At 33.5% G+C, this 14,838-nt stretch carries 12 protein-coding genes and 1 other annotated feature; all 12 genes read left to right on the top strand.

Translation table 11 applies throughout. The annotated features are described in order from the left end of the window. Nucleotides 1-238 precede the first annotated feature (238 nt). The gene (rpmG, locus tag COL3_RS25435; RefSeq protein ID WP_008419840.1) at nucleotides 239-388 is read left to right on the top strand and encodes a 50S ribosomal protein L33; all 150 of its coding nucleotides are present in this window, start codon (nucleotides 239-241) and stop codon (nucleotides 386-388) included. Between the two features lie 48 nt (nucleotides 389-436). Continuing rightward, on the top strand, nucleotides 437-667 hold the full coding sequence (gene secE / locus COL3_RS25430) for a preprotein translocase subunit SecE (RefSeq protein ID WP_008419838.1): 231 nt from the start codon (nucleotides 437-439) through the stop codon (nucleotides 665-667). A 38-nt stretch (nucleotides 668-705) separates the two neighbouring features. Next, complete coding sequence (gene nusG, locus COL3_RS25425) at nucleotides 706-1,227, top strand: transcription termination/antitermination protein NusG (RefSeq protein WP_008419836.1); 522 nt, start codon at nucleotides 706-708, stop codon at nucleotides 1,225-1,227. A gap of 71 nt (nucleotides 1,228-1,298) precedes the next feature. Continuing rightward, nucleotides 1,299-1,724, top strand: coding sequence for a 50S ribosomal protein L11 (gene rplK / locus COL3_RS25420; RefSeq protein ID WP_008419834.1), 426 nt, complete (start codon nucleotides 1,299-1,301; stop codon nucleotides 1,722-1,724). Between the two features lie 54 nt (nucleotides 1,725-1,778). Beyond that, a complete protein-coding gene (gene rplA, locus COL3_RS25415) occupies nucleotides 1,779-2,468 on the top strand; it encodes a 50S ribosomal protein L1 (protein WP_008419832.1) in 690 nt (229 codons plus the stop codon). 43 nt (nucleotides 2,469-2,511) lie between these two features. Then, nucleotides 2,512-2,640, top strand: a sequence feature (ribosomal protein L10 leader region). 35 nt (nucleotides 2,641-2,675) lie between these two features. After that, nucleotides 2,676-3,179, top strand: a complete 504-nt coding sequence (rplJ, locus tag COL3_RS25410) for a 50S ribosomal protein L10 (protein ID WP_008419830.1) — start codon at nucleotides 2,676-2,678, stop codon at nucleotides 3,177-3,179. 52 nt (nucleotides 3,180-3,231) lie between these two features. Beyond that, nucleotides 3,232-3,597, top strand: a complete 366-nt coding sequence (gene rplL / locus COL3_RS25405) for a 50S ribosomal protein L7/L12 (RefSeq protein WP_008419828.1) — start codon at nucleotides 3,232-3,234, stop codon at nucleotides 3,595-3,597. Nucleotides 3,598-3,932: 335 nt separating this feature from the next. Further along, nucleotides 3,933-7,643: a DNA-directed RNA polymerase subunit beta gene (rpoB, locus tag COL3_RS25400; protein ID WP_008419826.1), complete on the top strand. Its 3,711-nt coding sequence runs from the start codon at nucleotides 3,933-3,935 to the stop codon at nucleotides 7,641-7,643. Between the two features lie 21 nt (nucleotides 7,644-7,664). Next, the gene (gene rpoC, locus COL3_RS25395; RefSeq protein WP_008419825.1) at nucleotides 7,665-11,201 is read left to right on the top strand and encodes a DNA-directed RNA polymerase subunit beta'; all 3,537 of its coding nucleotides are present in this window, start codon (nucleotides 7,665-7,667) and stop codon (nucleotides 11,199-11,201) included. 268 nt (nucleotides 11,202-11,469) lie between these two features. Continuing rightward, nucleotides 11,470-11,847 carry a 30S ribosomal protein S12 gene (gene rpsL, locus COL3_RS25390; RefSeq protein WP_008419822.1) on the top strand — a complete coding sequence of 126 codons (378 nt, stop codon included), beginning with the start codon at nucleotides 11,470-11,472 and terminating at the stop codon, nucleotides 11,845-11,847. 146 nt (nucleotides 11,848-11,993) lie between these two features. Continuing rightward, nucleotides 11,994-12,464 carry a 30S ribosomal protein S7 gene (gene rpsG, locus COL3_RS25385; RefSeq protein ID WP_008419820.1) on the top strand — a complete coding sequence of 157 codons (471 nt, stop codon included), beginning with the start codon at nucleotides 11,994-11,996 and terminating at the stop codon, nucleotides 12,462-12,464. 82 nt (nucleotides 12,465-12,546) lie between these two features. After that, nucleotides 12,547-14,613 carry an elongation factor G gene (fusA, locus tag COL3_RS25380; protein WP_008419818.1) on the top strand — a complete coding sequence of 689 codons (2,067 nt, stop codon included), beginning with the start codon at nucleotides 12,547-12,549 and terminating at the stop codon, nucleotides 14,611-14,613. Nucleotides 14,614-14,838 lie beyond the last annotated feature (225 nt).

Below are 14,838 nucleotides of genomic sequence, written 5' to 3'. Positions count from 1 at the left end.
TCAGAGAAGGTGGAAGAACTGTAGGTTCTGGAGTTGTTACTAGCATAGTAGAATAAAAGAATTGATTATTGCCTGATGTTAGGACTAAGTTGTAGAACTTAGTCCTATTTAAAGGAAGATTGACAAGCGAATTATTCTATGATATTGTATAAAAGTGACATTTTAAGCAGTGCAAATTAGGAATAAACAAGAGATTAAATTTCTTGTTTAATATATATGAAAAACTGGAGGTGCAGTCATGAGAACAAAAATAACTTTAGCGTGCACAGAGTGTAAACAAAGAAATTATGATTCAATGAAAAACAAAAAAAATGATCCAGATAGATTAGAAATGAAAAAGTATTGTAAATTCTGTAAAAAGCACACTCTTCATAAAGAAACAAAATAATTAGCCGGAGTTATGACATATAGTTATTAAAGTTAAGGATGTGAAGATATGTCAGTAAAAAATAATGTAAAAGCTGAGAAAACTGTTAAAAATAATGGTTTGATTAGTTTTTTCAAAGAGGTTAAGATGGAGGTTAAGAAAATAACTTGGCCTTCAAAAGATGAGACAAAGAAAGCTTTTGTTGCAATTATTACATTCACGCTAATGTATACTATATTAGTTGGTGGACTGGATACTATTTTCGAGAAACTCCTCCAAGCGATTTTAAAATTGAAGTAAAAGGGAGGTTTGGGTGATTTAAAGGTCACCTTACAAGTATGAGTGATAGAGCAAGGTGGTATGTAGTACATACATACTCAGGATATGAAAATAAAGTTAAAGCAAACTTAGAAAAAGCAATTGAAAATAGAAATCTTGAATCATTAATTCATGATATACAGGTACCCATGGAAGAAGTGATTGAAGAAAAAGACGGAAAGCAAAAAGTCTCATTAAAGAAGAAATTTCCTGGATATGTGCTTGTAAAGATGCTAATGGGTGATGAAGCTTGGTACGTTGTAAGAAATACAAGAGGCGTAACGGGATTTGTAGGCCCAGGATCTAAACCAGTTCCTCTTTCAGATGAAGAAGTTGAATCGATGGGAGTATTAGAGACACCTGTTGATATTGATTTAGAAATAGGGGAAAGTATTAGAATTATCTCTGGACCATTAAGAGATTCAGTAGCTATAATACAAGAGATAATTGTAGACAAACGAAAAATAAAAGCTTTAGTAGACATGTTTGGCAGAGAGACTCTTGCTGAACTAGACTTTAATCAAGTTGAAAAATTAGTTTAAACAAACTAATTTTAATTAAGTGGGAGAACTAAAAAGTTCGTATATACCACAGTAATAGGAGGAATAACAAAATGGCTAAGAAAGTAACTGGAATGATTAAACTTCAACTTCAAGCAGGTAAGGCAACACCAGCTCCACCTGTAGGTCCAGCTTTAGGTCAACATGGTGTAAACATAATGGGGTTCTGTAAGGAGTTCAATGCAAAAACTGCAAACCAAGCTGGGTATATAATCCCAGTAGTTATCACAGTTTATCAAGATAGATCTTTTAGTTTTATATTAAAGACTCCTCCAGCAGCAGTTTTAATCAAGAAAGAAATAGGATTAGAAAGTGGTTCTGGAGTACCTAATAAGACAAAGGTTGGTAAATTAACACAAGATCAACTTAGAAAGATCGCTGAAACTAAAATGCCAGACTTAAATGCTGCAAATGTTGAATCAGCAATGAGAATGATTGCAGGAACAGCAAGAAGTATGGGAGTAACTATTGAAGAGTAATTCGTAAAAATAAGTGGGAGGTAAAAACCGTTAACACCACAGAGGAGGCAAATTATGGGAAAAAAATACATTGAAAGTGCAAAGCTTATAGATAAGAGTGCATTATATAATCCAGTAGAAGCGTTAGATCTTACATTAAAAACTGCAAAGGCAAACTTTGATGAAACTATTGAATTACATGTAAGACTTGGAGTAGATCCAAGACATGCAGATCAACAAGTTAGAGGTGCAGTTGTTTTACCAAACGGAACTGGTAAGACAGTTAGAGTACTTGTATTTGCAAAAGGTGATAAGGCTACAGAAGCACAACAAGCAGGAGCTGATTTTGTTGGAGCAGATGAATTAGTTCAAAAGATTCAAAGTGAAAATTGGTTTGATTATGATGTAGTTGTTGCAACACCAGATATGATGGGAGTTGTAGGTAGAATTGGTAGGGTATTAGGACCAAAAGGATTAATGCCAAATCCAAAATCAGGAACAGTAACATTTGATGTTGCTAAGGCGATTGAAGAAATCAAAGCTGGTAAGGTTGAATACAGAGTAGATAAAACAGCTATAGTTCACTGTCCAATTGGAAAGAAATCATTTGGAGTTGATAAGTTGAAACAAAACTTTAATGCATTAATGGATGCTTTAGTTAAAGCAAAACCAGCGGCAGCAAAAGGACAATACTTAAAATCAGTATCAGTTTCAAGTACAATGGGACCTAGTGCAAAAATTAATCCTACAAAAGCTTTAGATTAGTCTTGACTTAGCTAAAATTACGTAGTATAATTTTTGATGTTGTAAAAAGAAAATAATTTTTCCGTAGACAGTAGGTGCGAAAGCGTAAAGATATACTACCTACTTAGGTTATATATAATAGATGTTATTATAGACCTTCCATGTCTGCGGGAAGGTCTTTTTTAATAAAAGAAGCAGTTTGAAACTGTGAGGAGGTGGACTACAGTAATGAATAAAAACAGACAACTTAAAGAAGCAAAGGTTGCTGAAATTAAGGAAAAATTAGAAAAATCAAAAGCTGTTGTTCTTAGTAAGTATCAAGGTTTAAATGTTGAAGAAGATACTGCTCTTAGAAAGACTTTAAGAGAAGCTGGAGTTGAATATAAAGTATATAAAAATACTTTAGTTACTTTAGCAGCTAAAGAATTGGGCTTAGATGGTATAGTAGAATATTTAGAAGGACCTGTATCTGTAGCGTTTAGTTATGAAGATGTTACAATAGGTGCTAGATTATTAAATGATTTTGCTAAAGATCATAAGAAATTAGAATTAAAAGCTGGTATTGTAGAAGGAGAAATCTATGATGAAGCTAAGATAAAACAATTAGCAACAATACCATCAAAAGAAGTTCTTATTGCAAAACTTCTTGGAAGTATCAAGTCTCCAATATCAAGCTTTGCACGTGTATTAAGTGCTATTGCTGATAGTAAGGGAACTGAATCTGCAGAATAATAATCAGAGAAAAGTAAAAAAATAACAAAAAATTTCGGAGGTGCTATTAAAAATGACAAGAGAAGATATAATTCAAGCAATAAAAGAAATGAGCGTTTTAGATTTAAATGAATTAGTAAAGGCTTGTGAAGAAGAATTTGGAGTAAGCGCTGCTGCTGCAGTTGTAGCAGGAGGCCCTGTAGCAGGAGCTGCTGCTGCTGAAGAAAAGACTGAATTCGACGTAGTATTAGCAAGTGCTGGAGATAACAAGATCAAAGTTATCAAAGTTGTTAGAGAAATAACTGGATTAGGATTAAAAGAAGCTAAAGAAATAGTTGATGGAGCTCCTAAGACATTAAAAGAAGGCGTTTCTAAAGAAGAAGCTGAAGACATGAAAGCTAAATTAGCTGAAGTTGGAGCTACTGTAGAAGTTAAGTAATTAATTTTAAATGAAAAGGTGCTTTATTAAGCACCTTTTTTAAACTACATTTATAAAAGCTATATAAAATGCTTATTATAATGGGATAGGTATTTTATATAGCTTTATAAATGAAAGAATTCATTCACGATATTTATTGACAAGAAAAATGTCCTATGATATTATAATATAATGTATTATTCACTATGGAATACTATGTATTTATAGCTGAAAATAAGAGTATATTATGGTGGATAATGGTTATACTATAAAAAGACGCTGTCCGAAAGCAAAAGTCCTTAGGGAAAGTACGCTTTTGGCTATTTTAGTTTATTTTATACAAGGGGTGAAAATTCATGGTACATCCTGTCCAAGTTGGAAAAAGAACAAGAATGAGTTTTGGTAAGGTTAATGATGTTACCGAAATGCCAAATCTAATTGAGGTACAATTAGATTCATACGAATGGTTTTTAAGAGAAGGGCTGCACGAAGTATTTGATGATATTAATCCTATCACAAACTTCACAGGAAATTTAGTACTTGAATTCGTAGATTATAAACTTGATATGGAGAATATTAAGTATTCAGTCGAAGAATGCAAGGAAAGAGATGCGACTTATGCAGCACCATTAAAAGTTTCAATTAGATTGCAAAACAATGAAACTGGTGAAATAAAAGAACAAGAAGTGTTCATGGGAGATTTTCCATTAATGACTGAACAAGGTACATTTGTAATTAATGGTGCCGAAAGAGTTATAGTAAGTCAATTAGTAAGATCACCAGGAGTATATTACAACTACTCTATTGATAAGAGTGGTAAAAAATTATATTCATCAACTGTAATTCCTAATAGAGGTGCATGGTTAGAGTATGAAACAGATTCTAATGATGTAATCTATGTAAGAATTGATAAGACTAGAAAATTATCAATTAGTATTTTAGCAAGAGCTATGGGATTGGGCAGTGATCAAGAGTTATTAGACTTCTTTGGAGAAGAAGAAAGATTTAGAGCTTCTATAGAAAAAGATAATACTAAAACTAAAGAGGAAGCCTTATTAGAAATATATAAAAGATTAAGACCAGGTGAACCACCAACAGTAGATAGTGCTATATCTTTAATTGATACTTTATTTTTTGATGCGAAAAGATATGATTTGTCTAGAGTTGGTAGATATAAGTTTAATAAAAAACTTGCCTTAAATTTGAGAATTGCAAATCAAGTGGCAGCTGCTGATATAGTTAATCCACAAACTGGTGAGATTATGATAGAAAAAGGGCAAAAAATAAGTAGATTAGCTGCCGAAGCAATACAAAATGCTGGAATTAAATCGGCTGATATATTAATAGAAGATAAAGTTATCAGAGTAATTAGTAATAATTTTGTTGATTTAAAGAAGCAAGTTTCTTTTGATATTTCAGATTTAGGAATAAAAGAATTGGTTCATTATCCTACATTAAGAGAAATACTAGACAATTTCTCTGATGAGGAAAGCATTAAAGAAGAAATAAAGAAAAATATTAGTAGACTTATTCCAAAACATATTATTAGAGACGATATTTTTGCTACTATTAGTTATGAATTAGGGTTAGCTTATGGAATAGGTTATGTTGATGATATAGATCATTTGGGTAATAGAAGATTAAGATCTGTAGGAGAATTATTACAAAATCAATTTAGAATTGGTTTGTCTAGAATGGAAAGAGTAGTTAAAGAAAGAATGACTATTCAAGATCAAGAAGCAATAACTCCTCAAATGTTAATCAACATAAGACCAGTAGCAGCGGCTATTAAGGAGTTTTTTGGTAGTTCACAATTATCACAGTTCATGGATCAAACAAATCCATTATCAGAACTTACACATAAGAGAAGATTATCTGCGTTGGGACCAGGAGGACTTTCAAGAGAAAGAGCTGGTTTCGAGGTTAGAGACGTTCACCATTCGCATTATGGAAGAATGTGTCCGATTGAAACACCGGAAGGTCCGAACATAGGTCTTATAAATTCATTAGCAACATTTGCAAAAGTAAATGAATATGGATTTATCGAAACTCCATATAGAATTGTAGACAAAGAGAATGCAAGAGCTACAGACGAAATTAGATATTTCACTGCAGATGAAGAAGATCAATGTTTAATTGCTGAAGCGAAAGAACCAATGGACGAAAATGGAGCATTTATAAACAAAAAAGTCAGAGTAAGACACTTAGAAGATATATTAGTTGTTCCTGCAACTGAGGTTGATTTAATAGATGTATCAGCAAGACAAATTGTATCAGTTGCAACTGCGATGATACCGTTCCTTGAAAATGATGACGCTTCGAGAGCTCTTATGGGTTCAAACATGCAACGTCAAGCAGTTCCATTATTAAGTCCTCAAGCGCCAATAGTCGGAACAGGAATAGAATTTAAGGCTGCTGTAGATTCAGGAGTACTGCCAAAAGCAAAGAACGCAGGGGTTGTATCTTATGTATCAGGTGGTGAAATTCGAATCAAAAGGGATTCAGATGGTGGCACAGATATATATAAATTATTAAAGTTTAAGAGAAGTAACTCTGGAACTTGTATTAATCAAAGGCCTATTGTAGATACAGGTGAAGTAGTATACAAGAACCAAGTAATTGCTGATGGACCATCTACCGATTTAGGGGAAATTGCATTAGGTAAAAATATAAGAATGGGATTCATAACTTGGGAAGGTTATAACTACGAAGATGCTATGCTAATTTCTGAAGAGTTAGTTAGAGAGGATATCTTTACATCTATGCATATAGAAGAGTATGAATGTGAAGCTAGAGACACTAAGCTTGGGCCTGAGGAAATAACAAGAGATATACCTAATGTAAGTGATGATGCACTTAAAGATGTAGATGACAGAGGTATTATAAGAATAGGTGCAGAAGTAAGATCAGGAGACATATTGGTTGGTAAGGTAACGCCAAAGGGGGAAACTGAACTTACAGCAGAAGAAAGATTATTAAGAGCCATTTTTGGAGAAAAAGCAAGAGAAGTAAGAGATACTTCGTTAAGAGTGCCTCATGGAGAAGCTGGAATAATAGTTGATATAAAAGTGTTTACAAGGGAAAATGGAGATGAATTGAATCCAGGAGTAAATGAACTTGTAAGATGCTATATAGCGCAAAAAAGAAAAATTTCAGTTGGAGATAAAATGGCAGGACGTCATGGTAATAAGGGGGTTATCTCTAGAATATTACCAGAAGAAGATATGCCATTTTTACCAGATGGTAGACCTCTCCAAATATGTTTAAATCCACTTGGGGTACCTTCTCGTATGAATATAGGGCAAGTACTTGAAGTACACTTAGGTTGGGCAGCTAGTCATTTAGGATGGCATATAGCTACACCTGTATTTGATGGTGCTACGCAACCTGAAATAACTGAGTGTATGGTAAAGGCAGGATTTAGAGAAGATGCTAAAACTATATTGTATGATGGTAGAACTGGGGAACCGTTTGATAATCCAGTAACTGTTGGTATAATGTATATCTTAAAACTTCACCATTTGGTAGACGATAAGATTCATGCTAGATCTACAGGACCATATTCATTAGTTACTCAACAACCACTAGGAGGTAAGGCTCAGTTTGGTGGTCAAAGATTTGGGGAAATGGAAGTTTGGGCTTTAGAAGCATATGGAGCAGCTCATACACTACAAGAAATATTGACTGTGAAGTCAGATGATGTTGTAGGTAGAGTTAAAACATACGAAGCTATAGTTAAAGGTGAAAATATACCTGAGCCAGGAGTACCAGAATCATTTAAAGTTCTTATTAAAGAGCTTCAAGCTTTATGCTTAGATATTAAAGTTCTTAATGATGCACACGAAGAAGTAACTTTAAAAGAATTTGTAGATGAAGATATGGCAAATTTAGAAGTCAATATAGAAGGCAGCGAGGATATGCTTGTGCCGGAACCAGAAGTATTAGAAGATGACAGTTATGATCAAGTTAGAGATGATGATATAGATGATATTGATTATGACGAAGGCGTAGATATGGCTGATCTTGAGACTGAATTAGAACTTGATGATTTCAACGATGAACACTAATTTTGAAGGGAGGATTTACCCTTGTTTGAATTAAATAATTTTGATGCAATACAAATTGGTTTAGCATCTCCGGAACAAATAAGACAATGGTCAAGAGGAGAAGTTAAAAAACCTGAGACAATTAATTACAGAACTTTAAAGCCCGAGAGAGATGGATTGTTCTGTGAAAGAATTTTTGGACCAATGAAAGACTGGGAATGCCATTGCGGAAAGTATAAAAGAGTAAGATATAAAGGGATAGTTTGTGACAGATGTGGAGTTGAAGTCACAAAAGCTAAAGTAAGAAGAGAAAGAATGGGGCATATAGAATTAGCTGCCCCGGTATCTCATATTTGGTATTTTAAAGGAATCCCATCAAGAATGGGATTAATTCTAGATATGTCACCAAGGGCTTTAGAAAAAGTTTTATATTTTGCTTCTTATATAGTAATAGATCCAAAAGAAACACCTTTATTAAAGAAACAACTTCTTAATGAAAAGGAATATAGAGAAGCAGTAGATAAATATGGTGATGAAAGCTTTGTAGCAGGTATGGGTGCCGAAGCAATCCAAGAATTACTTAATGAAATTGATTTAGAAACTTCTTCAAAAGAATTAAAAGAAGAGTTAAAACAAAGCACAGGACAAAAGAAAGTTAGAATTATAAGAAGATTAGAAGTTGTAGAGTCATTTAGAAAATCAGGAAATGATCCTCAATGGATGGTTATAAATGTGATACCAGTTATACCACCAGATTTAAGACCTATGGTTCAATTAGATGGAGGTAGATTTGCAACATCTGATTTAAATGATTTATACAGAAGAGTAATAAATAGAAATAATAGATTAAAGAAATTACTAGATTTAGGTGCTCCAGATATTATAGTTAGAAATGAAAAAAGAATGCTGCAAGAAGCAGTAGATGCGCTGATTGATAATGGTAGAAGAGGAAGACCAGTAACTGGTCCTGGAAATAGACCGTTAAAATCTCTTTCAGATATGTTAAAAGGTAAGCAAGGTAGATTTAGACAGAACTTACTTGGAAAGAGAGTTGACTACTCAGGTAGATCAGTTATAGTTGTTGGACCAGAATTAAAAATGTATCAATGTGGTCTTCCAAAAGAAATGGCTATAGAATTGTTTAAACCATTTGTAATGAAGAAGCTAGTGCAAGATGGAATAGCACATAATATAAAGAGTGCTAAAAGAATGGTAGAAAGAGTGTTGCCGCAAGTATGGGATGTATTAGAAGAAGTAATTGCAGATCATCCAGTATTGCTTAACCGTGCTCCTACGCTTCACAGACTTGGTATTCAAGCATTCCAACCTGTATTAGTAGAAGGTAGAGCTATTAAGCTTCATCCATTGGCATGTACAGCATATAATGCTGACTTTGATGGAGACCAAATGGCTGTCCATCTTCCATTGTCAGTGGAAGCGCAAGCTGAAGCAAGATTTTTAATGTTAGCAGCAACAAATATCTTAAAGCCATCAGATGGTAAACCAGTTTGTGTTCCTACGCAAGATATGATTCTTGGATCATATTATTTAACTATGGATAAAAGTGGTGCAAAAGGCGATGGAATGACATTCTCTAGCAAAGATGAAGCTATAATGGCATATGAAGTTAAAGAAATTGATATACATGCTCAAATTAATGTTAGAATGTTTAGAGAAATTGATGGTGTAATGAAATCTAAGATTATTAAAACTACTGTTGGAAAGATTATATTCAATGAGTCAATTCCACAAAATCTAGGATTAGTAAATAGAGAAAACGAAGAAGAAGCGTTTGATCTTGAAGTTGATTTCTTAGCTACTAAGAAAACATTAGGAAAGATTATTGATCAATGTTATATGAAACATGGTCCAGTAAAAACATCTATAATGCTTGATAATATTAAAGCATTAGGTTATCATTACTCATCAATTGGAGCTGTAACAGTTGCATCATCAGATATAATAGTTCCAGAAGTAAAGTATGATTTACTTAAAGAGGCAGATGAAACAGTTGAAAAAATCGAAAAGATGTATAAAAGAGGATTCATATCTGATGATGAAAGATATGAAAGAGTTATAGAAAAATGGACTCAAACAACTGAAGATGTAGCGAATGCATTAATGGATAGTCTTGATAAATTTAATCCAATATACATGATGGCTGATTCTGGTGCCAGAGGATCTAAATCTCAAATAAAGCAATTAGCTGGTATGAGAGGTCTTATGGCAAGTCCATCAGGTAAGATCATTGAATTGCCTATCAGAGCATCATTTAAAGAGGGGTTAGATGTTATAGAATACTTCCTATCTACTCATGGAGCTAGAAAAGGTAATGCCGATACAGCTTTAAAAACTGCCGATTCAGGATATTTAACAAGAAGACTTGTTGATGTATCTCAGGATGTTATCGTAAGAGAAGAAGATTGTGGTTCAGATGAGGGAATTTACGTAAGCGAAATAAAAGAAGGTAATGAGACTATCGAAGAATTAAGAGAAAGATTGATTGGTAGGTATACTGCAGAAGATATTGTTAATCCTGATAGTGGTGAAGTAATACACCCTAAAAATGAATATATGGATCCATATATAGCTGATAAGATAGTTTCAGCGGGGATTAAGAAAGTAAAAATTAGATCAGTGTTTACTTGCAGCTGTAAAGTTGGTGTTTGTTCTAGATGTTATGGTATGAACATGGCAACAGCTAAAAAGATCGATATTGGAGAAGCTGTTGGAATAATAGCAGCTCAATCAATCGGAGAACCAGGAACACAGCTTACAATGAGAACATTCCATACAGGAGGAGTTGCAGGAGCAGATATTACTCAAGGTTTACCTAGAGTAGAAGAGTTATTTGAGGCTAGAAAACCAAAGGGTCTTGCAATAGTAAGTGAAATTGCTGGTACAGTTAGAATAGAGGAAACAAAGAAGAAGAGAACTGTAGTAGTTATGAGTTCTGATGGTGAGGAACGCAGCTATGATATACCATTTGGATCAAGATTAAGAGTAAGTGATAATGATTATATTGAAGCTGGAGATGAAATTACAGAAGGATCAGTAAATCCACATGATATAATGAGTATAAAAGGTATAGATGGTGCAAGAAGATACTTACTTTCAGAAGTTCAAAAAGTTTATAGACTACAAGGTGTTGATATCAATGATAAGCACTTAGAAGTAGTTGTTAGACAAATGACTAGAAAGATAAAAATACTTGAATCAGGAGATACTGACTTATTACCAGGAACTATGATCGACATGTTTGATTTTTATGAAGAAAACGCTAGAGTTAGGGAATTTGGTGGAGAAGAAGCGAAGGGAGAACAAACTCTATTAGGTATAACTAAAGCAGCGTTAGCAACTGACAGTTTCCTATCAGCAGCTTCATTCCAAGAAACAACAAGAGTTTTAACAGAAGCAGCAATAAAAGGAAAAGTTGATCCTTTAGTTGGATTAAAGGAAAATGTAATAATTGGTAAGTTAATTCCGGCTGGTACTGGAATGATGAGATATAGATCTTTAAAAGTAGAGACAGATAGTGAATTAGTTGAAGAGACTATTCCAGAAACTATTGAAGAATAAACCTTTTATTATATTGACATGTATATAGTTAAATGATAAAATACAATTTGTGTGATTTTAAATATAAAATCACACAAATAAATGTTAATGTAGTCAATTAATGAATTAAATTGATATCTCTAATTGGAGAAAACAATTTATTACATATAATTTAGACATAATTAATGAAATTATATGGCATCATTGTATAAGATGTTGTTATATAATGGAATAAGTTAGCGTTTATCTTAATTTAAAAATAGATAAATAAATTTCAGGAGGTGAAAAAATGCCAACTATTAGCCAATTAGTAAGAAAAGGCAGAAAATCAGCAGTAGTTAAATCAACTGCACCAGCACTTAAAGAGTGTCCTCAAAAAAGAGGGGTATGTACAGTAGTTAAAACAACAACTCCTAAGAAACCTAACTCAGCGTTAAGAAAAATTGCCAGAGTTAGATTAACAAATGGATTTGAAGTAACTGCATATATTGGTGGAGTAGGTCACAACTTACAAGAACATAGTGTTGTTCTTATAAGAGGTGGAAGAGTTAAGGACCTTCCTGGTGTTAGATACCATATCGTAAGAGGTGCATTAGACTGCGCTGGAGTAGCTAACAGATTACAAGGAAGATCAAAGTACGGTGCTAAGAGACCTAAGAAAAAATAGGACTTTTAACAAAAAGTAGTGCTTATCTTCAACATAAATTATAGATTTGAATTTGAGTTTATATAGATGTAAGAGATGTAGCACTTTGCGGTATAAAAAATACCGAGTACCGATGAACTTAAATTAATGTTAAGGAGGGAAGAAAAGTGCCAAGAAAAGGACATATTGCAAAGAGAGATGTATTACCAGATCCAGTGTACAATTCAAAAGTTGTTACTAAATTTATAAATAGTATAATGGAAGACGGTAAAAAGGGTGTTGCCCAAAAGATATGCTATGATGCATTTGAATTAATAGCAAAAAGAAGTGGAAAAGAAGCTTTAGAAGTATTTGAGGATGCTATGAACAATGTAATGCCATTACTGGAAGTTAAAGCTAGAAGAATAGGTGGTGCTACTTATCAAGTTCCAATAGAAGTTAGACCAGAAAGAAGACAGACTTTAGGAATAAGATGGATGTTAATAGCAGCAAAAAAAAGAGGCGAAAAGCTAATGAGTGAAAGAGTAGCTGGTGAATTACTAGATGCATCTAACAACACAGGAGCAGCTGTTAAGAAGAGAGAAGATACTCACAAGATGGCAGAAGCTAATAAAGCATTCGCTCACTACAGATACTAATATATATAAAACTGTTTTGGCTTATGCTAAGGCAGTTTTGTCAAATTAAATTATATTTACTCGTCGAGAGGAGGACAAATAAATGGCTAGAAAATATCCTTTGGAGAAATTCCGTAATTTTGGTATAATGGCTCATATAGACGCAGGTAAAACAACAACTACCGAACGTATATTATTCTATACAGGAGTGAGTCATAAAATAGGAGAAGTTCACGATGGTGCGGCTACAATGGACTGGATGGTTCAAGAACAAGAAAGAGGTATAACAATTACTTCTGCTGCTACTACATGTTTCTGGAAAGATCATGAACTTAATATCATTGATACTCCTGGTCACGTAGACTTCACAGTTGAAGTTGAAAGATCATTAAGAGTACTTGATGGAGCTGTTACAGTTCTTGATGCTAAAAGCGGTGTTGAACCACAAACTGAAACAGTGTGGAGACAGGCAGATAAATATGGCGTACCAAGAATGATTTATGTAAATAAGATGGACGCAACAGGTGCTGACTATTTTAGATGTGTTCAAACAGTTAAAGAAAGATTAAAAGCAAATGCAGTTCCAATTCAAATCCCAATCGGTGGAGAAGAAAATTTTAAAGGTATGATTGACCTTATAAGAAATATAGCTATCATGTACTATGATGATCTTGGAAAAGATATGAGAGAAGAAGCTATACCAGCAGAATATGCTGATCAGGCTGAAGAATACAGAAGTGCTATGGTAGAAGCTATCGCTGAAACTGATGAAGAATTAATGGAAAAATATTTAGAAGGTGAAGAAATCACTGAAGCTGAATTAAGAAGTGCTTTAAGAAAAGCTACAATAGCTAATGAAATTTATCCATGTATTTGTGGTTCTTCATATAAGAATAAGGGTGTTCAACAAATGATCGATGGAGTAGTAGATTATTTACCATCGCCATTAGATATCCCATCTGTAAAAGGAACTACATTAGAAGGTGAAGAAGATCATAGAGAAGCTTCAGACTCTGAACCATTATCTGCATTAGCATTTAAGATTGCTACTGACCCATTTGTAGGTAAATTAGCTTTCACAAGAATCTACTCAGGAATAATGGAAAGTGGTTCTTATGTTCTTAACTCTACAAAAGGTAAGAAGGAAAGAATTGGTAGACTTGTTAAGATGCACTCAAACTCAAGACAAGAAGTTGAATCATTAGAAGCAGGAGAACTTGGAGCAGTAATCGGATTAAAGAATACTACAACAGGTGATACTTTATGTGCAGAAAATAAACCAATAATTCTTGAATCAATGGATTTCCCAGAACCAGTTATAAATGTAGCTATTGAACCAAAAACAAAAGCTGCTCAAGAAAAAATGGGGTTAGCATTAGCTAAATTAGCTGAAGAAGATCCTACTTTTAAGACTTGGACTGATACAGAAACAGGCCAAACAATTATAGCAGGTATGGGAGAACTTCACTTAGAAATAATTGTTGATAGACTTACAAGAGAGTTTAAAGTTGAATGTAACGTTGGAGCACCTCAGGTTGCATACAAAGAAACAATCAGAAGTGCTGTTAAGGCTGAAGCTAAGTATGCTAAACAATCAGGTGGTAAAGGACAATACGGTCATGCTGTAATTGAGATGGAGCCAACTGAAGGTGAATATGTATTTGAAAATGCAATTGTAGGAGGAGCTATTCCTAAGGAATACATACCAGCAATTGATAACGGTATTCAAGAAGCTGCTTTAAGTGGTATTATTGCAGGATATAACGTTATTAACTTCAAAGTTAAATTAGTACACGGTTCATACCATGAAGTTGACTCATCAGAAATGGCATTTAAAATTGCTGGATCTATGGCGTTTAAAAATGCTATGGCTAAGGCAAGTCCAGTACTTCTTGAACCAATGATGAAGGTTGAGGTAACAGTTCCAGAAGAATACATGGGAGATGTTATTGGAGATATCAACTCAAGAAGAGGTAGAATGGAAGGAATGGAAGCTGTTAATGGAGCTCAAGTTATTAGAGCGTTTGTTCCATTATCAGAAATGTTCGGATACGCAACATCATTAAGATCTAGAACACAAGGTAGAGGAGTTTACTCAATGGTATTCGATCACTACGAAGAAGTTCCAAAGAATATTCAAGAACAAATTGCTGGTAGCAGAGCTAAGTAATAAGTAGTATGTAACTATGTTTGATACCATTTATAATTAATTATCATATAATATTATTATTTTGAATAATTTTTATATAAATGGTAAAAAACTTAAATAATAGATATAGATATTAGAATATCTATAAGTTATAATATTTACGAAAAGATTGTTTAAAATAATGTCTTTAAGGGAGGAAAATTATAATGGCAAAAGCAAAGTATGAAAGAAGTAAGCCACACGTTA

It is taken from the genome of Clostridium sp. LS, from assembly GCF_002760435.1.
Lineage (GTDB): Bacteria > Bacillota > Clostridia > Clostridiales > Clostridiaceae > Clostridium.
Note: the sequence above shows the minus strand (reverse complement) of the source record. Positions and strands in the feature narration are given on the sequence as shown.